Raw genomic sequence first — 23122 nt, 5'->3', positions numbered from 1 at the left:
AAGCTCTCGCTTCCCCTGTGCTCCTCTCGGCTGCGCCTTCCGCCCTTCGGCTTCCTGCGCAGTCCAAAAACATAACCCACCAACTCCCCTATACGCAACCTCAGGGGCGCCTCCAGATCTCCAGACTTGCTTCCACTGGCCAAAACGCTTGCAATCACTACGGTCTGATCAGGATCTCCTGAGCAACGAACCATGGCAGGTCGATTCAGCCAGCAGCACCAGCGTGTGCGACCCAGCTCCAAGGAAGACCAAGTCGTCGAGAAGGCAAGGGAGCATTTCGAACGCACCCTGATTTCCGTTGGTGGTGCACTGGCGGGAAGCGTGGCGGCACTGGAGCACCCCAGCTCCGACGGAGCTCTCAACTACGGAGAGATCTTCCTGCGCGACAACGTGCCGGTGATGGTTTACCTGCTAACCCAGCGCCGCTTCGATGTGGTGAAGCAGTTCCTGAGTGTGTGCCTGGATCTTCAGAGCACCACTTACCAGACCCGCGGTGTTTTCCCCACCAGTTTCGTGGAGGAAAACCAGGAGCTGATCGCCGACTACGGACAACGATCGATCGGAAGGATCACATCCGTCGATGCGAGCCTCTGGTGGCCAGTGATCTGCTGGCTCTACGTCAAACACAGCGGCGATCACAGTTTCGGCGCCAGCCAAAAAGTGCAGCGGGGGATCCAGCTGCTGCTTGATCTGGTCCTGCATCCAACCTTCGAGGGCACCCCCGTGCTCTTCGTGCCGGACTGCGCGTTCATGATTGATCGTCCAATGGACGTGTGGGGCGCACCACTCGAAGTGGAAGTGCTGCTCTATGGCTCGCTTCGCAGCTGCATCCACCTCATGGAACTCTGCAGAAGTCAGCACAACAGCAGGCTGCTCGATCAGCGCCTGGTGCTCACGAGGCAATGGATGCATGACCTGCGCGGCTTCCTCTTGAAGCACTACTGGGTCACCAGCAAGACGATGCAAGTGCTTCGACGACGGCCCACAGAACAGTACGGGGAGAACCAGCACCAGAACGAATTCAACGTTCAGCCCCAGGTCATCCCCGACTGGTTGCAGGACTGGCTGGAAAACCGCGGCGGCTATCTGATTGGCAACATGCGAACCGGCAGACCCGACTTTCGCTTCTACAGCCTGGGAAATTCACTGGCCTGTCTCTTCGGCTTGCTGACCAGCCCCCAGCAGCGGGCACTATTCCGCCTGGTCTTGCATAACCGTGACGATCTGATGGCCCAGATGCCCATGCGCATTTGCCATCCGCCGATGGACGGTCTCGAATGGCAGAACAAAACTGGCTCAGACCCCAAAAACTGGCCATGGAGCTACCACAACGGTGGGCACTGGCCAAGCCTTCTCTGGTTTTTCGGTGCTTCCATCCTTCTGCATGAGCGGCGAAACCCACACGCCGACGTTCTGCTCATGGGCCAAATGAAGGCTCTTCTTGAAGAGAGCTACTGGAGTCATCTCAACCAACTGCCCCGTCAGCAATGGGCCGAATACTTCGATGGGCCAACAGGGACCTGGGTAGGACAACAGTCCCGCACCTACCAAACCTGGACGATCGTCGGATTCTTACTCCTGCATCACATGCTGAGGGTCAACCCTGACGATGTCGACATCCTGAGTCTGGACGATCAGCCATAAAAAAAACCCGTCCAGAGGACGAGTTTCGTTCCTGAAAGAGCAGGACGTTGCTCAGAAAAGACCGAGGGTCAGAGACTTGTCGATCGGGAGTGCAGCACCAATACCCAGGTAGATGGTCGTGAGAGTTCCGAAGAGGAAAACGGCCATCGCCACTGGACGACGGAAAGGGTTCTGGAACTTGTTGAAGCTCTCAATGAAGGGAACCAGCATCAGGCCCAGAGGAACAAGCGTCTGCAGAGCGATACCGAGAAGCTTGTTGGGGACAACCCGCAGAATCTGGAACACGGGGTAGAGGTACCACTCAGGAAGAATTTCGAGAGGGGTAGCAAAGGGATCAGCCTTGTCGCCGAGCATGGCCGGATCAAGAACGGCGAGGCCCACAACACAGGCAATGGTTCCCAGAATCACAACCGGGAAGATGTAAAGGAGGTCGTTGGGCCAGGCAGGCTCACCGTAGTAGTTGTGGCCCATGCCCTTGGCCAACTTGGCCCGCAGCTTGGGATCGGTGAGATCCGGCTTCTTGAGGATGTGCATGATGCAGGACGGGGTTATACGAACGGTAGAAAAAGCTGTTCGGTATCCGCTTCAGAATGTGAAGCGAATGCAATGGATCACAAGGGACCGGAGATGCCCTGCTTCCGAATCATCAGGAAGTGCATGAGCATGAACACGGCCAGCAGCCAGGGCATCACAAACGTGTGGAGGCTGTAGAAGCGGGTCAAGGTGGACTGACCAACGCTCTCACCACCGCGAAGCAGCTCAACCATGAAATCGCCGACCACAGGGATGGCGGCGGGAACGCCAGACACGATCTTCACAGCCCAGTAACCAACTTGATCCCAGGGGAGTGAGTAGCCAGTCACACCGAAGGAGACCGTGATCACGGCCATGGTGACGCCCGTCACCCAGGTGAGCTCACGGGGACGCTTGAACCCTCCGGTGAGGTACACGCGGAAAACATGAAGAATCAGCATCAGCACCATCATGGAAGCGCTCCAGCGATGGACCGAGCGGATCAACCATCCGAAGCTCACGTCAGTCATCAGGTACTGAACCGAGCTGTAGGCCTCTGCCACCGTCGGCTTGTAATAGAAGGTCATCGCGAACCCAGTCGCGAACTGAATCAGGAAACAGACCAGGGTGATCCCGCCCAGGCAATAAAAGATGTTGACGTGGGGTGGGACGTACTTGCTGCTGATGTCATCAGCGATGTCTTGGATTTCAAGACGTTCCTGGAACCAGTCGTAGACGGGTGAGGAGTTCGCCATGCAGAGGTGGGCTTGGATTGCGAGAGTCTACTGAACACGTTCCAGCGATCGCGTCCGGGATGAAGCCAATGTTGCCGACTGTTAAAGACCTGGCAAACCAATTGCGGCGACTGGTTTGTGGGCTGATCAGCCTGCTCGTGATCGCCCTCGCCATCGCCCCTCAAGCCCTGGCGCTCAACGATGCGCAGCAGCTCGTGGTGGAGAGCTGGAAGCTGGTGAACCAGAGCTATGTCGACCCGACGCGCTTCGATGCCATCCACTGGCGAAGGCTGCGCCAGAAAGCCCTAGAGGGATCCATCGAATCCAGTGGCCAGGCCTATGACGCCATCGATGCCATGCTCGCGCCAATCGGCGATCCCTACACCCGACTGTTGCGGCCAGCGGACTACGACGTCATGAAGGCCAGTAACGAAGGCAGCCTCAGCGGAATAGGGCTGCAACTTGGGCACCGCAGTGATGACGGCAAGATCGTGGTGATCGCGGCCCTAGAGGGCTCACCCGCGGCTGATGCAGGCCTGGTCAGTGGCACGTTGGTGCTCGCCGTGAATGGAGAAACCACAGAAAGCCTTGGGCTCGAAGCCACGGCTGCCCGCCTTCGCGGCGAGGCAGGAACCCAGGTGGTGCTCACCTTGCTGTCAGCGGATGACACCCAGAGCGAAGTAACGCTCGAGCGTCGGTCTGTGGATCTCAGGCCAGTGCGTACAAGGCGCCTACGCAGCGACAGTCACACGCTTGGATACCTGCGGATCACCCAATTCAGCGATGGTGTGCCAGGCCAAGTGCAGGAAGCACTACGAGAGCTCTCCGAGAAGGGAATTGAGGGCCTAGTGCTGGACCTTCGCAACAACTCCGGAGGGCTGGTCAGTGCTGGTTTGAGCGTGGCAGATGCCTTCCTCAGCAATCAGCCGATCGTGGAAACCCGCAACCGAGATGGAATCGCCGATCCCATTCAGGCTGGTCAGGGGGAGATTTACATCGGGCCGATGGTCACCCTTGTCAATCAAGGGACGGCCAGCGCGAGTGAAATTCTGGCGGGTGCCCTCCAAGACGACGGGCGCTCCCAGCTGCTCGGAAGCCGAACCTTTGGCAAAGGACTGATCCAGACCCTGACCAATCTCAGTGATGGCAGCGGTCTGGCCATCACTGTGGCGGGCTACGTCACACCAAGCGGCCGGGACATCCAGGGTCAAGGACTGGAGCCGGATCGCCTGCTGGATCAGCCAGAGCCCTTGAATCCTGGAGGCGAAGGAGATCGCTGGCTCCTGGATGCCGAACGGTTTATGGAATCGCTACTGGATCGCAGAACGGCCTCCGCGGACCCGGAACCCGACCCGCAGCCATGAGCAGCCGAACATTCCACGACCCCCTCCATCGCAGCATCAGGCTCGATGCCAGCCGGCCCGCTGAGGCCATGATCATGGCCCTCGTCGACAGCCAACCATTCCAACGCCTACGTCGTATCCGACAACTGGGTCCCGCCTTTCTCACCTTTCACGGTGCTGAATCGAGTCGTTTCACCCATTCCCTTGGGGTCTTTCATCTGGCGCGCCAGGCCCTTGATCGACTGGTGTCCAAAGACCCCACCCTGGAATGCCATCGCGGCACCCTGTATGCCGCGGCACTTCTCCATGATCTGGGACATGGACCGCTCAGTCATACCGGCGAGGAGATGTTCGGTCTGCATCACGAGCAGTGGTCAGCGCGACTCGTGCGTGAGCACCCACAGATCCGCCCGTTGCTCGATGCCCACAGCGCTGGCACGGCTGATGCTGTGGCCAACCTGCTGGGGCATGACAAGGCTGAACGCAGCGTGATCAAAGCGCTCGTCAGCAGCCAATTGGATTGCGACCGTCTGGACTATCTACTGCGCGACAGCTACAGCACTGGAACCCGCTACGGACAACTCGATCTAGAGCGAATCCTTTCGGCGCTCACCCTGGCACCTGATGGTGAACTGGCCATCCATCCGAAGGGGCTGATGGCAGTGGAGCACTACCTCGTGGTGCGCAATCTGATGTACCGCAGTGTTTACAGCCATCGACTCAATGTGGTTTGCAACTGGCTTCTGGAACAGGTGATCCGCATCGCCCGACAGCTCGGCCCCGGGGATGTCTGGTGCGATGCGGTTTTGAAGCGGTGGCTGTGGTCGCCCAAACAGTTGGATCTCAACGCGTTCCTCGCCAATGACGATCTACGGACTGGGTACCACCTACTGCGCTGGGCGGAGGACGGCCCAGCGCCTCTGGCCAACCTCTGCCAACGCTTTCTCGATCGACAGCTCCTCAAGGCCAGTGCCGTCGAGCATCTGACCAGCGAACAGCAGCTGGAGGCCCTTGCTCTCGCCAGACGCCTTTCTGAGCAGCAGGGCATGGATGCGGAAACCTGCTGCGGACTCCGTCATCAGCAGCTGCGGGGGTATCACCCCTACCGAGGCGGGCTACGTCTCTGGGATGGCCAGCGCTTACTTGCCCTCGAGCAGGAATCACCTCTTGTACAAAGTCTGACCACGCCAGCCGCAAGCGCCTGGCTCATCCACCCTCGGGAGATCGAAACAGAGCTGCGCAGCCACCTGGGCACCCATGGCTTCGGCGCTTAGCGTTTGCCCATGCCTGCGCCGCTTTTTGAAGCCAGATCCCAGGAGGACGTGACTTACCGACTTCGGCTTCCCCCCTTCCTGGAGCGTGACTGGCAGGAAGCGCTGCCTGATCTACTCGCCAACTGTCCGCCAGGGCCCGTGGATCTCGATTGCGGAACCTGGCCTCTCAACGTGCGAGACCTTCAACATCTCATCGACACCCTGGAACGGGAAGGACTCTCGATCAACGGCCTGGAAGCCTGCAGAAGTGAAACGGTCATCAGTGCCAATGCCCTTGGCCTACAGGCCCGCCTGCGGATGGAACACCTGCAGATCAAGCCAATAGCTGACGCTGCAGCAGGCCTGCGGCTCCATCAGGGCACCTTGAGGTCTGGGGATCACGTCAACGCACAGGGCCACCTTCTACTGGTCGGGGATGTGAACCCTGGCGCCCGCGTGTCAGCAGCTGGTGATGTCCTGGTCTGGGGGCGACTGAGGGGCATTGCCCATGCAGGCTGCCAAGGCAACAGCGAGGCCAAGATCGTGGCGCTCCAGTTGCGGCCCCTGCAACTACGGATCGCTGATTGCGTTGCCCGTGGACCGGACGAGCAGCCTCAACCTGGCTTTGCGGAGCAAGCCCGCATCGTGAATGGAGAAATCGTGATTGAAGCCGCCCAGCCACTGCCCCCGATCGTTCCTGCAACAGAGCGGGACGATTCCCTGGCCTGAATGCGTCACCCCCTCTAGGCTGCCCAGACTTCCCGGGACCCCGTGGCGCCAACCTCGCGAACGATCCTGATCTGCTCTGGCAAAGGCGGTGTCGGCAAAACGACCCTCACAGCCAATCTGGGCATCGCCCTGGCCAGGCAAGGTCAGAAAACCGTTGTACTGGATGCCGATTTTGGCCTTCGCAACCTCGATCTTCTCCTGGGCCTCGAAAACAGAATCGTCTACACAGCGCAGGAGGTTCTGGCTCAGACCTGCCGGCTCGAACAAGCCCTCGTACGCCACAAGCAAGAGCCCAACCTCGCCCTGCTTCCGGCGGGCAATCCCCGCATGCTCGAGTGGCTCAAACCCGAAGACATGCAATCCATTGTGAGCATGCTTCAAAAACAGTTCGACTATGTGCTGATCGACTGTCCTGCCGGGATCGAGGACGGATTCAAGAATGCAGCCGCTGCAGCCCGCGAGGCCATCGTGATTACCACTCCCGAGGTTTCAGCAGTTCGCGACGCCGACCGGGTGATCGGGCTTCTCAACACCAGAGGGGTTTCGCCGGTGCAGCTGGTTCTGAATCGAGTGCGGCCGAAAATGATGGCGAATCAAGAAATGCTGGCGGTTGATGATGTAACCGACATCCTCGCCCTCCCCCTGCTGGGACTTGTGCTGGAGGATGAACAGGTGATCGTGAGCACAAACCGGGGTGAACCACTCACCCTGAATGGTGGCGGCTCACCGGCAGCCCGTGCTTACGCCAACATTGCACGGCGCTTGCAGGGAGAGGACGTTCCTCTCATCGACCCTGCAAAAGAAGGACGTGGGCTACGCGCCAAGGTGCGCCGGCTGATGCAAAAGAAGATTTTCTGAAGCGATGACCCTGCGCGACATCCTCGACAAACTGCTCGGACGCCAGCCAGCCAGTGCCACCACAGCACGGGAACGTTTGCAGCTGGTGCTTGCCCACGATCGCAGCGATCTCAGCCCCGAACTTCTGGAGCAGATGCGCAAAGAAATCCTTGAGGTCGTGGCGAAGTACGTAGAAATCGACCTGGATCATGGCGACGTAAGCCTGGAGACCGAAGACCGGGTGACAGCGCTCGTAGCGAACCTGCCCATCCGCCGCCCCCTGGCCATTCCAACCCGCAACAACGACCAAGAGACCGTCGACGCCTGAGGACGTCACAGGGGAATGCTTGGCTCAGCAGCACTTTGGCCATGCCGACCTCTGACCTCAGCCCTGCAGAGCTCTCTGTCGTTCGCTTGCTGTTGGAAGGACTCAGCAACAAAGCCATCGCCCAGCGCAGGGTTCTCAGCATCCGCACCGTGGAGACCCACATCAGTCATGCCCTGGGCAAGACCGGCTGTCGCTCCAGGCTGGAGTTGATGCTCTGGATGCTGGCCAGGGAAAGGCATCAGAGGCCGGAGCCGGCCGGTACACTTCCCTCATTGCCGGCTTAGCTCAGCGGTAGAGCAGCGCTTTTGTAAAGCGAAGGCCGTCGGTTCAAATCCGTCAGCCGGCTTGGATGGTGATTGCAGTGAATCTTCGGGGCACTGTCCGTTCTCAGGACTGACCAGCTCGACCGGCAAGCAACCAGAGGCCAGTCAGAGCCAGGAGCCAGGGAAGAAAACCAAGGTCGAAAAGAGGGCTCGCAAAGCCAACCACTGGGGAGATCAGCCAGTGGGTCGCTGCCTGCAGCACCAGCACGATGGCGATCAACCAGAGCATGGGGGCTTCAGGTTCAGGCCTGTAGGCATCACAGCACCCTCCCGCAGGACTCGCCACTCCCCTGGACCGCTCCAGGCGAGAACGGTGCTTGCCAAGCCACTTGGAGCTGGCCAGGGCAGCGGAGCAAGCAGTGAAAGCGAGGGAAAGCAACGCCAAGCGTCTCGAGCGTTGGTCGCAGCAGGCTCTCCGGACCGATTCACGCTTGTGGTGGCCAGGGGGCCGCTCCTGGCCAAGAGCGCTCTGGTGACTGCGCAATCGGGCGCGCGCATGCCGAGTGTTGACGCCCCTGGGTGGAGCCTGTCAGTCATCGATCCTTGGGAGGGGAGCACCAAAGTGAGAGCGCCTGGCCAATGATCTGAGGCCAGAGCTTCCGCCTCCCGACGTGCATCGACCCGCGCGTGACACAGCAGGTCCACGGCATCAGCGCCCATCAAGATCAGCGGCTTCTCCAAAGGACGCTGCTTCAGGCACCAGATCTGTCCAGCGTGATCCGGCAGTGCGGCCAGGGCCGGGAGGGTGTCGGTTGGAATCAACACGGGATTTCCACTCTGCAACTGAAGCAGCAGTGACTCGACTCCATCCCCATCAGGCATCAAAACTGGCATCAAATCAGGACGACCTCCTGGCAATACAGAAGCGGGCGACCCCTTCAAGATCGCGTTCAGCTCGAACATCCTCAAGGCCGGCCTTGCGACAAAGCGCAGCAACCGGCTCGCTCTGATCGTGATGATGCTCGATCAGCAGCCATCCGCCTGGAGCGAGAGCGCGGCCTGCTGACATCACAATGCTCGCAATGGAATGGAGGCCATCGGGACCTCCATCGAGCGCCAGCCTTGGTTCGTAATCCCGCACCACCGGATCGAGGAGATCCACCGTCGAAGCAGGGATATAAGGCGGGTTAGACACCACCAACTGCAATCCCCCCCACCAGGGTTCCAACGGCGTCCACCAGTCACCAGCATGCAATTGCCAGTCAGCCGAGCCGGCCAAGCGCTCCAGGTTGGTGCGGGCCAGAGCCAGGGCCGCTTCACTGCAATCGACCCCATGGCCGCTCCAATCGGGTAGAGCACGAGCCAGAGCAACCGCCAGGGCACCAGAGCCCGTGCCTAGATCAACCCAGCGTCCGGATCTAAGGGAATTTGGCTTGGCCGAGACGCAGTCGAGGGCGAGATCCACGAGCAGTTCGGTCTCCTGCCTGGGAATCAAGGCTGCGGATGACACGGTTAATTCAAAGTCCCGCCAGGGGCAGCAACCAACCAGATGCTGCAAGGGCTCGTGACAGTCGAGATGGCGCCGCCACAGCAACTCAAGCGTCTCAAGCGCACAGCTGAGGGTCACAACCCTGGCACCGGGATCGAGATGCAAACGCTGAAGCTCAGTCCAGCGAAGACCACCTGCTAAATCCAGCAACCAGTCGAGATCGGCTCCATCGCCTCCCCGGGAGAGCTGCTTCCGCCTCCAGGCCAGCAGGTCTGTGCCAGAAAGCTCTGAAGATGCCATCCGTCCAAGCTACGCAAGCCGCCAGCGCATCCCAGGTTCAGCGCAGACAACTCCCTGCAGCTCCAGCTGAAACAACTGCTCCGCCAAATCGGCGGTGGATCGACTGAGTTCCTGGCCCAGCGTCTCCAACCCGGCACCTTGCTCAAGCAATCGCAACAGAGCGGAATCCTGAGCACCAGCAGCGACGGATGGAGACAACTTGGAGAAAGAACTCTGCTCAGGTCGCGCCACGCAGCCGGCACCCAGGGAATCGAGAAAGTGGTCAATGCAGACCAGCGGCGAAGCCCCTTCGGCCAAGAGTGCGTTACTGCCCTTCGCCGAATCCCTCAGAACATCCCCAGGGACCACCCAGAGAGCACGCCCCAGTTGCTGAGCACATTGAGCCGAGAGCAACGCCCCACTTCCCTGCGGACACTCCACGACCACCACAACCCTGGCGAGAGCGACCAGCAGTCGGTTGCGAAGCGCAAAGCTCGCGCGAGACACACGAGCCTCCGGAGCCTGCTCCGTGATCAACAATCCACTGGAGGCCACATGGGCCTGAAGCTGGGCATGCTCGGGCGGATAAACCCTGGTCAAAGGAGTTCCCACGACAGCGATCGGCCGACCAGATGCCGCGAGGCAACCTTGATGCGCAGCAGCATCAACCCCCTCGGCCAAACCACTGACAACAGGCCATCCCCCCTCCGCCAGCGCTTCTCCCAACCTGGTGGCCACCCGCAAGGCATGGGACGAAGGCCGGCGGGTGCCGACAATCGCAACAGCGGCAGAATCCGCCAGCGCTGTCCAGAGGGAGTCCTGCCCTCGCCAAAAGAGCGCGACCGGAGGCCTAGACAGGGCGCTTAGAGCATCAGGCCAGATCCTGTCGCCGGGCACCAAGACATCCGCTGGAACGCTGACACGAGGAGCCTTCCCCCAGCGAGAGCGAAACCGATCAACCCGCTCAAGCAGGGAGTCAGGCCAGAGCAGAGCAGCCTTCAGGCGAGCGCGGGGCCACCCCCAGAGCGCCGCAAAGCCTCCTTCAGTCCCGAGGGCGAGAGCGCGAAGGGCATGCATCCGACTGGAGCCAAGACCAGGACAACGACTCCACAACCACCACCAATCGCGCAACTCCAAACCCAACATCTAATACATCTGTATTATCGTCTCATGCTGGCGGCTCGGGGCCTTGCTGGAGACGCCGCAAGGCTTCGCCGAGGGGTTCCGGGGCCTGGCGCAGAAGGGTGCGACGCCCACCGTCGAAGCGAACCAGCACCAACTCGACCCGAGCCTCTGCCGCCACCTCGCCATCCGAGCGCAGCCAGCGACTCCGCCACGGCCAGCGAACTCCTTTCCTAGGGAGCGCCCAGCTTTCCAACAGCACCTGCTCGCCGTGATGGAGGGCCTGCCGATAGTCGATCTCTAGGCGCACCACAGGCATTTCCAGCGCTGCCTCCGACACCACGCCGTAGGGCAGCCCCACGGCTGCCAATGCCTCCACCCTCGCCTCCTCAAGCCAGGCCACATAGGCGCCATGCCACATCACCCCACCGTGGTCGGTGTGCTGAGGAAGAACACGTTTGCTCCAACGCCAGGGCCGCGTCGTAACGCTCTCAATCACCATGCTTCAGGGCCTCCTTTTTCGGCCATAGGCTGCTGCACACACCGCTGCGATGTTGTGTTCAACAACCTTCTGATTGCTGATTCCGGGAAGGGACATGTCGAGGAGATGGTCAAAATGCTGCGCGATCTACCCGGATTCCGCGCCGCAAGGATCAACCTCCTCCATGTTGTTCCAGAACAGAACAAATCCGGCGCTGAAGAGCACTGGGCCGACGCCGCCCAGCTCCTTGCCCAGGCGGTGGAGCGGCTTGGCCTCAACCCGAGCGAAGTGAACTCGATCATTCGTCAAGGTGACGCGAAACAGACCGTGCTCAAAGTGGCAGAGGAGCTCAATGCCGATCTGATCGTGATGGGATCCCGGGGGCTCGGACGACTCCAATCGATCCTCGCCAACAGCACCAGCCAGTACGTCTTCCAGCTCTCAACCAGGCCCATGCTTCTGGTGCGCGACGATCTGTACGTACGCCATATCAATCGTTTGCTCGTGACCATCGACGGCACAGGAGTTGGCGACGACGCCCTGCGACTGGCCTGCGAGATGATTCGCGACATTCCCGGAGGACAACTGACGGGTGTCCATGTGGCCAGGCAGGACATCACCCCATCCCGAGGAGCCGTTAGCAAAGGCGACGCTCTACTGGAGGCAGCGGTACAAAGGGCCCGCGGCTATGGAGTCGCCCTGAAGCCCTTACACATCACCGCGAACGACATCGGCCGCGGGGTGTGCCAGGCCGCCAAGGACACGAATGCCGATCTCGTCGTGATCGCATCCCAGGACCGTCGACCGCTCGTGGCCCGCGGACTGGTGGATCTGGACAAACTGCTGGGGGGATCCGTGAGCGACTACATCAGGGTGCATGCTCCAGCCCCCGTGATGCTCGTGAGGGAACCGGAGCGGTCTTGAAACTGCTCCGGTGAACCCGTTCAGCCCTGCTTGCTGTTGGTCTGAATGAACAAAATGATCAGGAAGACCGTCGGAACCAGCACGAACATGAGGCTGGCGACAAAGCCGAGATCGTTGGTTTCCATGACCGCTGATAAGTGCCCTCGGAAGGTATCACCGTTCGGCGACCTCGCAGGGCCAAACCTCAGGCCTCGTCACCGGGCGTAGCAGCCCGATCATCAAGTTCCTGATCAGGCTCGGGGGCATCTTCATTCAGCTCCTGAGCAGGCCAGGCGGTTGGCCCGCTTGGCAAACCGCCCGCTTGTGCTGCTGCGATCCGTGCCTCCGCATCCGCAAGCCCCATCTGCGGCCTGGTCAAGACCACGAGGGAGTCCTGCACAAGCGCCTGACAGGCAAGACGCCAAGTGTTCGGCCGACGCCGCAACTTGTTCTCCTCCACTGCCGTGCGTGTGGAGAGAGCACCCGGCGAAACACCATCCGGCACATCGACAAAGCAAGTAATGCACTGGCCGCACCCGCCGCAGTTGCCAAGCTGACCTTTCAGGCCGTACAGGGAAATCCCTTCACGAAGGGCCACGTCCCGCAGATTTTCCCCGGGGTAGCACTCCACGTCACGACCTTCTCTGACAAAGCGGATGACTGGCATGGCGAGGGGAGGTCGGAAACCTGCATTCTGAATCCAGGGGTTGCGATTTGTAACCGCCGCATCAGAGGCACCCCGACATCGCCCTGAAGCCCCTAGCTCCCTTCCTCCAGCAGGGACATGGCAACAGGCCGATCCGCTCACCGGCAAGAAAGAGATGTTGAGACGTTGCAGCTCGCGACAGCGAGTCCCGGCAGCCCTTCAACACCCCTTACGATCGCTGGGTCTGGCTGCATCAGCAGCTTCGTTCCCCCGAACCTGACCCATGGGATTGCCCTGGTATCGGGTGCACACCGTCGTTATTAACGACCCCGGCCGACTCCTGGCCGTGCACCTCATGCACACCGCCCTCGTTGCCGGCTGGGCCGGCTCGATGGCTCTCTATGAACTGGCCATTTTCGACCCCTCGGATCCTGTTTTGAATCCGATGTGGCGTCAGGGCATGTTTGTGATGCCTTTTATGGCCCGTCTTGGCGTCACCGGCAGCTGGGGAGGCTGGAGCATCACCGGTGAGACCGGTGTGGATCCTGGCTTCTGGAGCTTTGAAGGTGTCGCCGCAGCTCACATCGTGTTCAGCGGCCTGCTGATGCTGGCTGCCATCTGGCACTGGACTTACTGGGATCTCGAGATCTGGCAGGACCCTCGCACAGGTGAGCCCGCCCTTGATCTCCCCAAGATTTTCGGCATCCACCTCCTGCTTGCAGGACTCGGCTGCTTCGGTTTCGGCGCCTTCCATCTCACCGGTGTTTTCGGACCTGGCATGTGGATCTCCGATCCATACAGCCTCACCGGGCACCTAGAAGCTGTCCAGCCAGCCTGGGGGCCTGAAGGATTCAACCCCTTCAATCCTGGTGGAATCGTTGCTCACCACATCGCGGCAGGGATTGTCGGCATCATTGCTGGCATCTTCCACATCACCACTCGACCTCCTGAGCGCCTCTACAAGGCCTTGCGCATGGGGAACATCGAGACGGTCTTGGCTAGTGCCATTGCTGCTGTGTTCTTCGCAGCCTTCATCGTGGCCGGCACCATGTGGTACGGCTCAGCTGCCACTCCTGTTGAGCTGTTCGGTCCGACCCGTTATCAGTGGGATCAGAGCTACTTCAAGACCGAGATCAACCGTCGCGTTCAGACGGCAATGGATTCAGGTGCTTCCGAGCAAGAGGCTTATGCCTCGATTCCTGAGAAACTTGCCTTCTATGACTACGTCGGAAACAGCCCTGCCAAGGGCGGTCTGTTCCGTGTCGGTCCGATGGTGAATGGTGATGGTCTGCCCACGGGTTGGATTGGCCATATCTCCTTCACTGACAAGGATGGTCGCGATCTTCAGGTGCGCCGTCTCCCCAACTTCTTTGAGAACTTCCCTGTGGTTCTTGAAGACAGTGACGGCATCGTGCGGGCTGACATTCCTTTCCGTCGGGCTGAAGCGAAATATTCCTTCGAGCAGCAAGGTGTGACCGCCAAAGTCTTTGGTGGTGCCCTTGATGGTCAGACCTTCACTGATCCTGCTGACGTGAAGCGACTGGCTCGCAAGGCTCAACTGGGTGAAGCGTTCGAATTCGACCGCGAGACCTACCACTCCGACGGCACCTTCCGCAGCTCACCCCGTGGCTGGTTCACCTTCGGCCATGCCACCTTTGCCCTCCTCTTCTTCTTTGGGCATATCTGGCACGGTGCACGCACCCTCTACCGTGACGTGTTTGCCGGTATCGATCCCGATCTCGGTGAGCAGGTTGAGTTCGGTCTGTTCCAGAAACTGGGAGACCGTTCCACCCGTCGACTGCCTGAGGGCTACGTGCCCCCGGCAGGCACCACCCTCAGCTGATCGCCCCCTCGGAGACTCTCGATGGAAAGCTTCGCTTACATCCTCATCCTCACCCTGGCGATTGCCACACTCTTCTTCGCCATCGCTTTCCGCGATCCCCCGAAGATCGGCAAGTGATTCAGGAATCAACTGCTTTGCCCCGCCTGAAGGCGGGGCTTTTTTTGGGCAATGTCCAGGCCTGGACAAGCTGTCTAAACTTGGAACACATTCGACTTCGGAGTGAACCGGGCGTGCAGTGCCCTTCCTGCCAAAACACAGACAGTCGGGTATTGGAATCCCGTGCTGCCGATGGAGGCAGGAGTGTTCGCCGTCGCCGTGAATGCCTGAACTGTGAGTTTCGCTTCACCACCTATGAACGGGTGGAGACCATGCCGATCACCGTCCTCAAACGGAATGGCAGCCGCGAGAGCTTCAGCAGGAGCAAGCTGCTCCATGGCCTGAGCAGGGCCTGCGAGAAAACCGGGATCACAGCCACCAAACTCGAAGAAATCGTCGACGAACTTGAGCTCACCCTTCAACAGCGCAACGGGCGCGAGGTGACCAGCCACGACATTGGAGAGCTGGTGCTTGAGCAACTCAAGGAGCTCAGCGAGGTGGCATACGTTCGTTTTGCTTCGGTTTACAAGCAGTTCCGCGGCGTCAACGACTTCGTCAAGACGCTCGAAGGAATGCACACGAGCAAGCCTCCTCTAGCCACCGTTTGAATTGAGCAGCTGAGGAAACACCCAAGCGAATCGCCCCAGGGCCGTCTGTAAGAATGGGCGATTCGATCGCTTGTGGTCGGCGGGCCTCAGCGTCTTCTCTCACACTGTCTTCGGGCAGACCGCCATCCCCCCATGTCTGTCACCTCCACCGACCAGGTTCAGGATCCCAACGCGGAAACAGCAGCATTTGCCGAAGATGCTGAAGCGATCATGGCAACGGAATCCATCGATGCCCTCGCTGAAGAGGACCTGAGTATTCCGGAGGACGTGCCGACCGCTGATGACCCCAGCAGCCGGGCCAGCAGCCGTGATCTCGATGGCGCTGGTTTCACCCTCGACGAGTTTGCCTCGCTGCTGAGCAAGTACGACTACAACTTCAAGCCTGGCGACATCGTCAACGGCACCGTCTTTGCCCTTGAGTCGAAGGGCGCGATGATAGACATCGGCGCGAAAACGGCCGCCTTCATGCCGATGCAGGAGGTGTCGATCAACCGTGTTGAGGGACTGAGCGATGTTCTCCAGCCGGGAGAGGTGCGCGAGTTCTTCATCATGAGCGAAGAGAACGAAGACGGTCAGCTCGCACTATCGATTCGCCGGATTGAATATCAACGCGCCTGGGAACGGGTGAGGCAGCTGCAGAAAGAAGACGCCACCATTTATTCCGAGGTGTTCGCCACCAACCGTGGTGGTGCGCTCGTACGCGTCGAAGGCCTTCGGGGCTTCATCCCTGGCTCCCACATCAGCACCCGCAAGCCCAAGGAAGAGCTTGTGGCGGATTTCCTTCCGCTCAAGTTTCTCGAGGTGGACGAAGAGCGCAATCGTCTGGTGCTCAGCCATCGTCGCGCCCTGGTGGAGCGCAAGATGAATCGCCTCGAGGTAGGCGAAGTGGTGATCGGTACCGTTCGTGGCATCAAGCCCTATGGCGCCTTCATCGATATCGGTGGTGTCAGCGGTCTGCTGCACATCTCCGAAATCAGCCACGAGCACATCGAGACTCCTCACACCGTGCTCAATGTCAATGACCAGATGAAGGTCATGATCATCGATCTGGATGCCGAGCGCGGCCGCATCTCTCTCTCCACCAAGGCGCTGGAGCCGGAGCCCGGTGACATGCTCACCGATCCCCAGAAGGTGTTCGAGAAGGCCGAGGAAATGGCTGCCCGTTACAAGCAAATGCTGCTTGAGCAGGCCGAGGAGGGCGAAGAGTCCTACGGGATGATGGGCTGATTCTCGCGATCAGTTCGTCCCATGGCCACGCTGTTACTCAACGGTGAGGCCCTAGCCGAAATCGATGGGGTGCTGTTCGACAAGGACGGCACCCTTTCTCATAGCGAACCGCACCTCATCAGCCTGGCGCGAAGGCGAATTGAGGCCATTGCAGAACGCATGCAACACCTTCCACTTCGCGTCGTTTCGAACGCGCTGGACACCAAAAGCCTGCGTTCCCTCCTCGAAAAGGCCTACGGACTGAACAGTGAAGGCGTTCGCCCGGACAGTCTTCTTGCCGTGGCGTCAAAACAGCACAACCTCGCTGCCACCGCAACCGTTCTCAGCCTGGTGGGCATGCCGTGGCCTCAGGCCCTACTGCTAGCGGAGGAGAGCTTTTCATCCGTGGAGCAGTCGCTTCCCCCCGAGGAAGAAGACCGTTCCACTCCGCTTTTACCGGATGCCAAACACCTGATTCAAGCGCTCAACAAAGCCGGGGTGACCTGTGCTGTGATCAGCAACGACACCCACGAGGGAATTCAGCGCTTTCTGCGTCATCACCAGCTAGAGCACGCCGTTTCAGGCATCTGGAGCGCGGAGCATCAGCCAAGCAAACCAGATCCGGCCGCTGTCCACCGCCTCTGTGAGTCCCTGCGACTCAACCACCGTCGCTGCGCCCTAATCGGCGATGCCGACTCAGATCTACTCATGGGCAGGCGCGCTGGAGTCGCTGTCACCCTGGGCTATGTGGCCGGATGGAGGGAGCCCCCAACGCTCACCGCCCACGAACACCTTGTTCACCACTGGCGCGATCTCCAAGTGCGCCCAGAAGACTGAAATCGCCTCCCCTTAGAGTCGCCCCAATCGCACCGGGTCATGAGTCGCTACGTCTTCACCTCCGAATCCGTCACAGAAGGACATCCCGACAAAATCTGTGACCAGGTCAGTGATGCGGTACTCGATGCGCTCCTCGCACAGGATCCCTCCAGTCGCGTGGCCTGCGAAACGGTGGTCAACACAGGACTCTGCATGATCACCGGTGAAGTCACCTCAAAGGCCCAGGTGGATTTCATCCATCTTGTGCGCGATGTGATCCGCGACATTGGCTACAGCGGCGCCAGGGCCGGTGGGTTTGATGCCAACAGCTGTGCTGTGCTGGTTGCCCTCGATCAGCAATCCCCTGACATCGCCCAGGGCGTTGATGAAGCCGATGACCATGCTGGTGACCCGCTCGACAAGGTGGGTGCGGGAGATCAGGGCATCATGTTCGGCTACGCCTGTGATGAAACTCCGGAGTTGATGCCTCTGCCGATCAGCATCGCCCACCGTCTCTCGAGGCGACTGGCAGAGGTCCGTCACAACGGCACCCTCGACTACCTGCTCCCGGATGGCAAAACCCAGGTCAGTGTCGTGTACGAGAACGATCAGCCCGTGGCGATCGACACGATTTTGATCTCCACCCAGCACACCGCGGAAGTGGCTGGCATGAGCGGCGAGCAAGAGGTCAGGCAGCGCATCAGCGATGACCTTTGGACCCATGTTGTGGAACCTGCAACGGCAGATTTGCCCCTGAAACCCCAAAAGGGATCGACTCGCTATCTGGTCAACCCCACCGGAAAATTCGTGGTGGGTGGCCCTCAAGGTGATGCGGGCCTGACAGGCCGCAAGATCATCGTGGACACCTACGGCGGCTATGCCCGCCACGGTGGTGGTGCTTTCTCCGGTAAGGACCCCACCAAAGTGGATCGCTCCGCTGCCTACGCAGCCCGTTACGTCGCGAAGTGCCTAGTGGCTGCTGGTCTCGCCCGGCGCGCAGAGGTGCAGCTGAGCTATGCCATCGGAGTCGCCAAGCCCGTCTCCATCCTTGTCGACTCGTTTGGCACCGGCAAAGTGTCAAACGCGGAGCTCACCGCACTCGTGAACAGCCACTTTGATCTGCGCCCGGGAGCGATCATCGAGCAATTCAAACTGCGCGACATGCCCTCTCAGAGCGGAGGTCGCTTCTATCGCGACACGGCCGCCTACGGGCATTTCGGTCGCCCTGATCTCAAGCTTCCCTGGGAAGACGTGGCCGACAAAGCCGCAATGCTGCTCCAGGCGGAAGCAACCCGCCTCCAGGAGGGGAGCACCATCTGATCCTTGACCTGTGATCGCCCCTGACACCGCGGTGCTCGGTATCGATCTGGGCACCAGTGGTGTCCGGATCGCGATTCTCGACCTGGCCGGCAATCTTCGACACAGTGAAGGGATGCCCTATCCAGGTGCATTCGAGGACCCAGCGGCATGGGTTGATGGCTGCAGGCAGCTGATCGCGTCCATTCCCTCGGACCTGCGACTGCGGCTTCGAGCCCTGGCGGTGGATGGAACCTCTGGCACCCTCCTGGCCTGTGGAGAAGACGGAAGGCCTCTGGGGCCAGCGTTGCCGTATCACCTCAGTTGCCCGGAACAGCTGGAGCGACTCAAAGCCCTGATCAGCGACTCCAATCCTGCAGGCAGTGCAAGCGGAAGTCTGGCCAGGGCCCTGCGCCTGCTGGAGACGCATCCAAGAGATCAGCTGCTGCTGCGCCACCAGGCCGACTGGATCACTGGTTGGTTTCTGCAAAGCTGGCGTTACGGCGAGGAAGGAAACAACCTCCGCCTGGGCTGGAATCTTGAGACGGGGCGCTGGCCAGACACCTTTGCCCGCCAGCTTTGGTGTCAGGCCCTGCCTGAGATCAGGCCAAGCGGAGCACGCTTGGGATCGATTGCCCCCTCGATCGCCGATCAACTCGGCTGCCCCCCAAACCTTCAGGTGATCGCTGGCACCACAGATGCGAATGCAGCGGTGCTCACGGCCAATCCAAGCGCTGGAGATGGAATCACGGTGCTCGGCAGCACAATCGTGCTGAAGCGATTTGTGAAGACTCCACTCGCTGGTGCGGGAGTCACGAACCATCGGGTTGGAGGTCGCTGGTTGTGCGGAGGTGCCTCCAACTCCGGTGGCGTCGTCCTGCAACAACAGTTCCCTGGAATCGACCTGGAGGAACTCAGCCGTCAGATTGATCCTGAGCAGAACAGCGGCCTGGATCTACGCCCTTTGCCGGCGAGGGGCGAACGGTTCCCCATTGACGACCCGACGCTCGAGCCGATTCTCAGGCCTCGGCCCGTCAGCGATGCTCTCTACCTCCATGGCCTGCTGGAGGGCATGGCGCGCATCGAGGCCCAGGGCTGGCGACGTTTGACGGAGCTGGGAGCTCAACCCCCAAAACAAGTGATCACGGTGGGAGGGGGAGCCCGCAACCCCCAATGGAGAAGGCTCCGGGAACGGATCCTCGGCCTGGCAGTTCGCAGCTGCCATGCCCCTCCGGCCGCTGGCACCGCACGCTTGGCACTCGAAGGTCTGCAACAGGCTGACGATCTGCACGGATAAGGATGGAGAATCCAGTGCGCTTCAAACTGCCGGTGCCTGCCAAAATTCGCGACGTACTCGCCGTCGGACTCTTCGTGATCCTCGCCGGCTATGTGACATTCAGCGGTTTCCGCCTCGCCCTCCTGCTCTGGCAACGCTTCGGCTGAGGCCAGGCAATCCTCCTGGCCGCCAAGTGCCGACAACCGCTCCTCTGTTGATCCCCCACTCCCCATGGCCGCTGATCCCCTCACCCCAAGCGTCAGTGATCGCATCTGCCGGCACATGAATGCAGATCACAGCGAGGCTGTTCTCAGCTACGCCCGCCACTACGGCGGAATCGAGAACCCGCAGAGCGCCACGATGCTGGCCGTGCGATCAGATGCCATGGAGCTGGAGGTGGATGGAGCAACGGTGAAGATTCCGTTTGATCACCAGCTGAGCGACAGCGAGGATGCCCATCGCACCTTGGTGGCCATGCTGAGAGCGATGCAGAATTAGACCTCAGGGGAATCCTTAACGCAGCGCGACCGCTGCGATGCTCAAGCTGATCAGGCAAAGCTGCGGAGACCTGCTGATTAGACCCAGCTGCCCCATCTGCTCGGCAGAGATCGTCTCCCATCCCAGGGAACAACACCCCTGCCAAGCCTGCTGCCAAGCCCTCGGCCTTGGAGCACACCCTTACCATGGACGTGATCCTCTGCCGTGGATCGCAGCAGGGCTCTACCAAGGTCGCCTACGCGAGAAGCTTTTGCAGCTCAGGAGCAGCGGCAATCTCCGCCAGCTCCGAGCCCTCAGTGCTGGCCTGAGGGAGCGACTGCCAGCAGAAGCCCTGCTGGTACCAATTCCCAGCTGGAAGCACCGAAGCAGAGCCAACCCACTGCCAGCCCTGATCTGCCGAAGCCTGGAACGCTCAACCAGGGAATTCTTGGAACGAACCTCAGCAGGAATGGGACAACACCACCTGAGGGCAAGACAACGGTTGGACAACCAACGCTCGGCCTTCAAGGCCACAGCACTGGCGACTGAAGTCGCAACCAACACTAAGGCAATCGGAGCGGCGGACCGAATGGCCCCCCTCTGGATCGTGGATGACATCCTCACCACTGGCGCGACGGCCCTCGCGGCGATGACCGCTCTTCAAACAGCCGGCCTAACGGTGCACGGCCTGATCTGTTTGGCCCGAACCCCAAGGAAGCTGGCCAGGTCTGGAACGTCGTGATTTAAGATCTGGCTGTCGCGCAGACAACGCGCCGGGATAGCTCAGTTGGTAGAGCAGGCGACTGAAAATCGCCGTGTCCCCAGTTCAAATCTGGGTCCTGGCATGTCTTTTCTCTCTCCTATGCCGTTCTTCGGAGAGCTCAACGACAACCGTCAGTTCAATAATGCTGACAGCTTCGCTATGGCTTTTGACGAGGCCTGGAAAGACAGTGTCAAAGCTGACAGCAATCAGGATGTGACGACCCGACTCGCTTCGGTGATGCATGGCCTGCAGGAGCATCCATTCATGGAAAGCTCTCCGGAGATGGCCCAACAGGTGGCTGCTTTCCGCCTGAGACTTCTCGACCTCTGATTCGATGTCAACCCCCCTGAATCGACTGGTGCAACTGCTTTGCGGAAGCTTCACCAACGACGAACAGGCCTTTGAGAACCCACCCTTGTATGCCCATATCAATGTGACGGTGCGCCCCCTTCCGCACCTTGCGGAAGGCATGCTCTTACTGGAGCAGGCTTACGCCCTTGCCCCGGCCGAGCCCTACCGGATCCGGGTGCTCCACGCCTGCGCCGAAGGGGAGAACCTCCACATTCGCAATCACGCCCTGCGCGATGCAGAACGATTCTGGGGAGCCACGCTGCAACCAGAGAAGCTCCCGACGATCCATGCGTCAGATCTGCAGCTTTTGGAGGGTTGCACCTACATCGTGACGCCCCAAGGCAGTGGTTTCAGCGGCGAAGTGGAACCAGGCTGCCGCTGCATGGTCGAACGCAAGAGACGGACGAGCTACCTCGTCAGCCAATTCGAAATTGACCAAAACGGAATGAGCACCATTGACCGAGGGCACGACCCCGACAGCCATGAACAGATCTGGGGATCCTTGGCAGGTCCCTTCCTGTTCCGACGGGTCGAGAACTACGCGTCAGAGATTCCGTCCCACTGGGGGCTGGGGATGAGCGAGCCCAGCGCCTAGTTTGAAGTTGGGTGAAGTGAAGTGATGGCATTTGTCCATCCGGACAAATACTTATTGGCTCCCCATAAGGTCCTGGGCAGTCGTGATCACCGCCCATGGCGCTTCCCCTGCTGACAACGCCGATCCGGACCCAGAACGCTCTCGTCACACCGATCGGCAGCGTGGCCGACGAAAACGAGCGGCGCTGCAGTGAAGGTCTACAACCCAAAGGGGATGCCCTTGAGCTGGTGATCGAGCAGGCCTATCGACAGGTGTTCTTCCACCCACTCAAATGCGACCGCATGCCGATGCTTGAGATGCAGCTGCGTGATGGCGGCATCACCGTGCGCGATTTCATGCGCGGACTGCTGACATCAGCACGCTTCCGCGATGGTTACCAGAACACCAACACCAACTATCGACTGGTGGACCATCTGGTGAGCAAAGCGCTTGGACGCGAGCCTCACGGCGACGCCGAACGCATTGCCCTTTCGATCCTGGTGGCACAAAAAGGGCTGCGCGCTGCCGTCGACTCCCTACTGGATAGCGACGAATATCTCAATGCCTTCGGTGACGACACGGTTCCGTATCAGATCAACCGAGTGCTGGCCGGTCGTGATCGAGGCGACATGCCGACCCATCAACGCCTGCCTCGCTATGCGGCCGACTGGCGAGACAGCAGCTCAAGCCGTTTCCCAGCCAATCCAGGAGGAGCGAGCGGCGTTGCCTCCGCAGCGTGGGGTTCCGGTCAACCTCCGGCTTGGGCTCTCAAGCTCTGGCTTGGCTTAGGCGTGGTTGGGGGCTTCGAGATTCTGCGGGTCGTGATCACCATCGCAGGGTCGATGCTCGGCACATCCTCAAACTGATTCAGTGGCGAGAAGCCCCTGCTCCTCTTCAGGGAAGAGCTGGGGCTCATCCTCAGGAAACTCCTGGATTTCGTCTTCCGGGAAGGGATCCACCACTTTCAGGGTCGAGGCTCCGTCCTCAAGCAATCGCTCCAACCGACTCAGACGCTCCTCGGTGCCCGAAAGCAGCTCAGCTGCACCGTCCCAATCGCCAGGGGCTGCCTCGGAGCGGCTGCTCAGTTGAGCCTGCAACTCATCCAACCGGTTCTCAACCTTGAGGATCCGTTCGGTGAGCGATTCACTGACGGCCGTCAGCAAGCTCAACTGCTGACACAGGCGGCTTTGAAAGAGCTGCTGACCTTCAAGGGAATCCATGGCCAACCGTTGGATGAATGGCCGGATCGTAT

The 23122-nt window shown here is 60.3% G+C and carries 32 protein-coding genes and 2 tRNA genes; 23 read left to right on the top strand and 11 right to left on the bottom strand.

Annotated elements, in window-relative coordinates; translation table 11 throughout:
* Positions 1–194: hypothetical protein (locus CWE16_RS12325; RefSeq protein ID WP_236629693.1), on the bottom strand; the 194-nt coding region annotated here is incomplete at its 3' end.
* Between CWE16_RS12325 and CWE16_RS10760 the strand changes: the two genes are divergently transcribed.
* Positions 193–1644 carry a glycoside hydrolase 100 family protein gene (locus CWE16_RS10760; protein WP_131595289.1) on the top strand — a complete coding sequence of 484 codons (1452 nt, stop codon included), beginning with the start codon at positions 193–195 and terminating at the stop codon, positions 1642–1644. The genes CWE16_RS12325 and CWE16_RS10760 overlap by 2 nt on opposite strands.
* A 51-nt stretch (positions 1645–1695) precedes the next feature.
* Here CWE16_RS10760 and petD read toward each other — a convergent pair whose 3' ends face one another.
* Both petD and petB read right to left on the bottom strand, forming a co-directional pair.
* A complete protein-coding gene (gene petD, locus CWE16_RS10755) occupies positions 1696–2178 on the bottom strand; it encodes a cytochrome b6-f complex subunit IV (RefSeq protein WP_131457066.1) in 483 nt (160 codons plus the stop codon).
* Positions 2179–2255: 77 nt separating this feature from the next.
* Entirely contained in the window at positions 2256–2912 is a 657-nt protein-coding gene (petB, locus tag CWE16_RS10750; RefSeq protein ID WP_006042106.1) for a cytochrome b6, read from the bottom strand.
* A 68-nt stretch (positions 2913–2980) separates the two neighbouring features.
* Here petB and ctpZ point away from each other — a divergent pair, with 68 nt between their 5' ends.
* The 7 genes from ctpZ to CWE16_RS10715 all read left to right on the top strand — a co-directional run bounded on the left by ctpZ (position 2981) and on the right by CWE16_RS10715 (position 7727).
* Entirely contained in the window at positions 2981–4255 is a 1275-nt protein-coding gene (gene ctpZ / locus CWE16_RS10745; RefSeq protein WP_330848558.1) for a carboxyl-terminal processing protease CtpZ, read from the top strand.
* Complete coding sequence (locus CWE16_RS10740; RefSeq protein WP_131595285.1) at positions 4252–5508, top strand: HD domain-containing protein; 1257 nt, start codon at positions 4252–4254, stop codon at positions 5506–5508. Before ctpZ ends, CWE16_RS10740 begins: the two co-directional genes overlap by 4 nt.
* A gap of 9 nt (positions 5509–5517) precedes the next feature.
* A complete protein-coding gene (locus CWE16_RS10735; RefSeq protein ID WP_131595283.1) occupies positions 5518–6216 on the top strand; it encodes a septum site-determining protein MinC in 699 nt (232 codons plus the stop codon).
* A gap of 42 nt (positions 6217–6258) precedes the next feature.
* Positions 6259–7074 carry a septum site-determining protein MinD gene (minD, locus tag CWE16_RS10730; RefSeq protein WP_131457058.1) on the top strand — a complete coding sequence of 272 codons (816 nt, stop codon included), beginning with the start codon at positions 6259–6261 and terminating at the stop codon, positions 7072–7074.
* Between the two features lie 4 nt (positions 7075–7078).
* Positions 7079–7381 (top strand): cell division topological specificity factor MinE, encoded by a 303-nt coding sequence (gene minE, locus CWE16_RS10725; RefSeq protein ID WP_131457056.1) that lies wholly within the window; start codon positions 7079–7081, stop codon positions 7379–7381.
* A 41-nt stretch (positions 7382–7422) separates the two neighbouring features.
* Positions 7423–7665 carry a response regulator transcription factor gene (locus tag CWE16_RS10720; protein ID WP_131457054.1) on the top strand — a complete coding sequence of 81 codons (243 nt, stop codon included), beginning with the start codon at positions 7423–7425 and terminating at the stop codon, positions 7663–7665.
* A tRNA-Thr gene (locus tag CWE16_RS10715) sits at positions 7656–7727 on the top strand. The genes CWE16_RS10720 and CWE16_RS10715 overlap by 10 nt, the downstream gene beginning before the upstream one ends.
* Positions 7728–7768: 41 nt before the next feature.
* Here the strand turns inward: CWE16_RS10715 and CWE16_RS12320 are convergent.
* Genes CWE16_RS12320 through CWE16_RS10695 form a run of 5 tightly spaced genes read right to left on the bottom strand, consistent with a single transcriptional unit; the run spans position 7769 to position 11036 of the window.
* On the bottom strand, positions 7769–7933 hold the full coding sequence (locus tag CWE16_RS12320; RefSeq protein ID WP_236629692.1) for a hypothetical protein: 165 nt from the start codon (positions 7931–7933) through the stop codon (positions 7769–7771).
* On the bottom strand, positions 7921–8526 hold the full coding sequence (locus CWE16_RS10710) for an L-threonylcarbamoyladenylate synthase (protein ID WP_236629704.1): 606 nt from the start codon (positions 8524–8526) through the stop codon (positions 7921–7923). The genes CWE16_RS12320 and CWE16_RS10710 overlap by 13 nt, the downstream gene beginning before the upstream one ends.
* 16 nt (positions 8527–8542) lie before the next feature.
* A complete protein-coding gene (gene prmC / locus CWE16_RS10705) occupies positions 8543–9433 on the bottom strand; it encodes a peptide chain release factor N(5)-glutamine methyltransferase (protein ID WP_131595275.1) in 891 nt (296 codons plus the stop codon).
* A 9-nt stretch (positions 9434–9442) separates the two neighbouring features.
* A complete protein-coding gene (gene dprA / locus CWE16_RS10700; protein ID WP_131595273.1) occupies positions 9443–10558 on the bottom strand; it encodes a DNA-processing protein DprA in 1116 nt (371 codons plus the stop codon).
* Positions 10559–10580: 22 nt separating this feature from the next.
* Complete coding sequence (locus CWE16_RS10695; RefSeq protein WP_131595271.1) at positions 10581–11036, bottom strand: acyl-CoA thioesterase; 456 nt, start codon at positions 11034–11036, stop codon at positions 10581–10583.
* 54 nt (positions 11037–11090) lie between these two features.
* Between CWE16_RS10695 and CWE16_RS10690 the strand changes: the two genes are divergently transcribed.
* Positions 11091–11939, top strand: a complete 849-nt coding sequence (locus CWE16_RS10690) for a universal stress protein (protein WP_131595269.1) — start codon at positions 11091–11093, stop codon at positions 11937–11939.
* A gap of 20 nt (positions 11940–11959) precedes the next feature.
* Here CWE16_RS10690 and psbM read toward each other — a convergent pair whose 3' ends face one another.
* Complete coding sequence (psbM, locus tag CWE16_RS10685) at positions 11960–12064, bottom strand: photosystem II reaction center protein PsbM (protein ID WP_131595267.1); 105 nt, start codon at positions 12062–12064, stop codon at positions 11960–11962.
* A 59-nt stretch (positions 12065–12123) separates the two neighbouring features.
* Positions 12124–12585: a 2Fe-2S iron-sulfur cluster-binding protein gene (locus CWE16_RS10680; RefSeq protein WP_131595265.1), complete on the bottom strand. Its 462-nt coding sequence runs from the start codon at positions 12583–12585 to the stop codon at positions 12124–12126.
* Between the two features lie 262 nt (positions 12586–12847).
* Between CWE16_RS10680 and psbB the strand changes: the two genes are divergently transcribed.
* The 14 genes from psbB to CWE16_RS10615 all read left to right on the top strand — a co-directional run bounded on the left by psbB (position 12848) and on the right by CWE16_RS10615 (position 22736).
* Positions 12848–14407, top strand: coding sequence for a photosystem II chlorophyll-binding protein CP47 (gene psbB / locus CWE16_RS10675; RefSeq protein WP_131595263.1), 1560 nt, complete (start codon positions 12848–12850; stop codon positions 14405–14407).
* A 21-nt stretch (positions 14408–14428) separates the two neighbouring features.
* On the top strand, positions 14429–14524 hold the full coding sequence (locus tag CWE16_RS10670) for a photosystem II reaction center protein T (protein ID WP_006042122.1): 96 nt from the start codon (positions 14429–14431) through the stop codon (positions 14522–14524).
* 113 nt (positions 14525–14637) lie between these two features.
* The gene (gene nrdR / locus CWE16_RS10665) at positions 14638–15111 is read left to right on the top strand and encodes a transcriptional regulator NrdR (RefSeq protein ID WP_131595261.1); all 474 of its coding nucleotides are present in this window, start codon (positions 14638–14640) and stop codon (positions 15109–15111) included.
* A 132-nt stretch (positions 15112–15243) separates the two neighbouring features.
* Positions 15244–16338, top strand: coding sequence for a 30S ribosomal protein S1 (locus tag CWE16_RS10660; protein ID WP_131595259.1), 1095 nt, complete (start codon positions 15244–15246; stop codon positions 16336–16338).
* A 21-nt stretch (positions 16339–16359) separates the two neighbouring features.
* The gene (locus tag CWE16_RS10655) at positions 16360–17154 is read left to right on the top strand and encodes an HAD family hydrolase (protein ID WP_131595257.1); all 795 of its coding nucleotides are present in this window, start codon (positions 16360–16362) and stop codon (positions 17152–17154) included.
* Between the two features lie 39 nt (positions 17155–17193).
* Positions 17194–18453 carry a methionine adenosyltransferase gene (gene metK / locus CWE16_RS10650; protein ID WP_131595255.1) on the top strand — a complete coding sequence of 420 codons (1260 nt, stop codon included), beginning with the start codon at positions 17194–17196 and terminating at the stop codon, positions 18451–18453.
* A 13-nt stretch (positions 18454–18466) separates the two neighbouring features.
* On the top strand, positions 18467–19726 hold the full coding sequence (locus CWE16_RS10645; protein WP_131595336.1) for an FGGY-family carbohydrate kinase: 1260 nt from the start codon (positions 18467–18469) through the stop codon (positions 19724–19726).
* 2 nt (positions 19727–19728) lie between these two features.
* Complete coding sequence (locus CWE16_RS12040) at positions 19729–19872, top strand: hypothetical protein (RefSeq protein ID WP_161567587.1); 144 nt, start codon at positions 19729–19731, stop codon at positions 19870–19872.
* A gap of 64 nt (positions 19873–19936) precedes the next feature.
* Positions 19937–20203: a DUF2470 domain-containing protein gene (locus CWE16_RS10640; protein ID WP_131457030.1), complete on the top strand. Its 267-nt coding sequence runs from the start codon at positions 19937–19939 to the stop codon at positions 20201–20203.
* Between the two features lie 568 nt (positions 20204–20771).
* Entirely contained in the window at positions 20772–20924 is a 153-nt protein-coding gene (locus CWE16_RS12315; protein ID WP_236629691.1) for a hypothetical protein, read from the top strand.
* A 30-nt stretch (positions 20925–20954) separates the two neighbouring features.
* Positions 20955–21027: transfer RNA gene (locus CWE16_RS10630), tRNA-Phe, on the top strand.
* On the top strand, positions 21027–21275 hold the full coding sequence (locus CWE16_RS10625) for a hypothetical protein (protein WP_131457026.1): 249 nt from the start codon (positions 21027–21029) through the stop codon (positions 21273–21275). Before CWE16_RS10630 ends, CWE16_RS10625 begins: the two co-directional genes overlap by 1 nt.
* A gap of 4 nt (positions 21276–21279) precedes the next feature.
* Positions 21280–21891, top strand: coding sequence for a chromophore lyase CpcT/CpeT (locus tag CWE16_RS10620; protein WP_131457024.1), 612 nt, complete (start codon positions 21280–21282; stop codon positions 21889–21891).
* Positions 21892–21986: 95 nt separating this feature from the next.
* Entirely contained in the window at positions 21987–22736 is a 750-nt protein-coding gene (locus tag CWE16_RS10615; RefSeq protein WP_131595249.1) for a phycobilisome rod-core linker polypeptide, read from the top strand.
* Here the strand turns inward: CWE16_RS10615 and CWE16_RS10610 are convergent.
* Positions 22728–23090, bottom strand: a complete 363-nt coding sequence (locus CWE16_RS10610; RefSeq protein ID WP_131457020.1) for a hypothetical protein — start codon at positions 23088–23090, stop codon at positions 22728–22730. The genes CWE16_RS10615 and CWE16_RS10610 overlap by 9 nt on opposite strands.
* Positions 23091–23122: the final 32 nt, after the last annotated feature.

It is taken from the genome of Synechococcus sp. BS55D (genome assembly GCF_004332415.1).
Classification (GTDB): domain Bacteria; phylum Cyanobacteriota; class Cyanobacteriia; order PCC-6307; family Cyanobiaceae; genus Synechococcus_C.
The sequence above is the reverse complement of the archived record's forward strand: the minus strand, read 5'-3'. Positions and strand labels throughout refer to the sequence as shown.

Bases quoted from the DNA above. Each gene is read 5' to 3' on its own strand.
- CWE16_RS10610 (WP_131457020.1), bottom strand. From the start codon at position 23,090: ATGGATTCCCTTGAAGGTCAGCAGCTCTTTCAAAGCCGCCTGTGTCAG.
- CWE16_RS12315 (WP_236629691.1), top strand. From the start codon at position 20,772: ATGGCCCCCCTCTGGATCGTGGATGACATCCTCACCACTGGCGCGACG.
- CWE16_RS10695 (WP_131595271.1), bottom strand. From the start codon at position 11,036: ATGGTGATTGAGAGCGTTACGACGCGGCCCTGGCGTTGGAGCAAACGT.
- petD (WP_131457066.1), bottom strand. From the start codon at position 2,178: ATGCACATCCTCAAGAAGCCGGATCTCACCGATCCCAAGCTGCGGGCC.
- CWE16_RS10655 (WP_131595257.1), top strand. From the start codon at position 16,360: ATGGCCACGCTGTTACTCAACGGTGAGGCCCTAGCCGAAATCGATGGG.
- minE (WP_131457056.1), top strand. From the start codon at position 7,079: ATGACCCTGCGCGACATCCTCGACAAACTGCTCGGACGCCAGCCAGCC.
- CWE16_RS10735 (WP_131595283.1), top strand. From the start codon at position 5,518: ATGCCTGCGCCGCTTTTTGAAGCCAGATCCCAGGAGGACGTGACTTAC.
- petB (WP_006042106.1), bottom strand. From the start codon at position 2,912: ATGGCGAACTCCTCACCCGTCTACGACTGGTTCCAGGAACGTCTTGAA.
- CWE16_RS10760 (WP_131595289.1), top strand. From the start codon at position 193: ATGGCAGGTCGATTCAGCCAGCAGCACCAGCGTGTGCGACCCAGCTCC.
- CWE16_RS10640 (WP_131457030.1), top strand. From the start codon at position 19,937: ATGGCCGCTGATCCCCTCACCCCAAGCGTCAGTGATCGCATCTGCCGG.
- metK (WP_131595255.1), top strand. From the start codon at position 17,194: ATGAGTCGCTACGTCTTCACCTCCGAATCCGTCACAGAAGGACATCCC.
- CWE16_RS10720 (WP_131457054.1), top strand. From the start codon at position 7,423: ATGCCGACCTCTGACCTCAGCCCTGCAGAGCTCTCTGTCGTTCGCTTG.
- CWE16_RS10670 (WP_006042122.1), top strand. From the start codon at position 14,429: ATGGAAAGCTTCGCTTACATCCTCATCCTCACCCTGGCGATTGCCACA.
- CWE16_RS12040 (WP_161567587.1), top strand. From the start codon at position 19,729: ATGGAGAATCCAGTGCGCTTCAAACTGCCGGTGCCTGCCAAAATTCGC.
- prmC (WP_131595275.1), bottom strand. From the start codon at position 9,433: ATGGCATCTTCAGAGCTTTCTGGCACAGACCTGCTGGCCTGGAGGCGG.
- CWE16_RS10680 (WP_131595265.1), bottom strand. From the start codon at position 12,585: ATGCCAGTCATCCGCTTTGTCAGAGAAGGTCGTGACGTGGAGTGCTAC.
- dprA (WP_131595273.1), bottom strand. From the start codon at position 10,558: ATGTTGGGTTTGGAGTTGCGCGATTGGTGGTGGTTGTGGAGTCGTTGT.
- ctpZ (WP_330848558.1), top strand. From the start codon at position 2,981: ATGTTGCCGACTGTTAAAGACCTGGCAAACCAATTGCGGCGACTGGTT.
- CWE16_RS10615 (WP_131595249.1), top strand. From the start codon at position 21,987: ATGGCGCTTCCCCTGCTGACAACGCCGATCCGGACCCAGAACGCTCTC.
- CWE16_RS10740 (WP_131595285.1), top strand. From the start codon at position 4,252: ATGAGCAGCCGAACATTCCACGACCCCCTCCATCGCAGCATCAGGCTC.
- psbM (WP_131595267.1), bottom strand. From the start codon at position 12,064: ATGGAAACCAACGATCTCGGCTTTGTCGCCAGCCTCATGTTCGTGCTG.
- CWE16_RS12320 (WP_236629692.1), bottom strand. From the start codon at position 7,933: ATGCTCTGGTTGATCGCCATCGTGCTGGTGCTGCAGGCAGCGACCCAC.
- psbB (WP_131595263.1), top strand. From the start codon at position 12,848: ATGGGATTGCCCTGGTATCGGGTGCACACCGTCGTTATTAACGACCCC.
- CWE16_RS10625 (WP_131457026.1), top strand. From the start codon at position 21,027: ATGTCTTTTCTCTCTCCTATGCCGTTCTTCGGAGAGCTCAACGACAAC.
- CWE16_RS10660 (WP_131595259.1), top strand. From the start codon at position 15,244: ATGTCTGTCACCTCCACCGACCAGGTTCAGGATCCCAACGCGGAAACA.
- CWE16_RS10620 (WP_131457024.1), top strand. From the start codon at position 21,280: ATGTCAACCCCCCTGAATCGACTGGTGCAACTGCTTTGCGGAAGCTTC.
- CWE16_RS10710 (WP_236629704.1), bottom strand. From the start codon at position 8,526: ATGCCTGATGGGGATGGAGTCGAGTCACTGCTGCTTCAGTTGCAGAGT.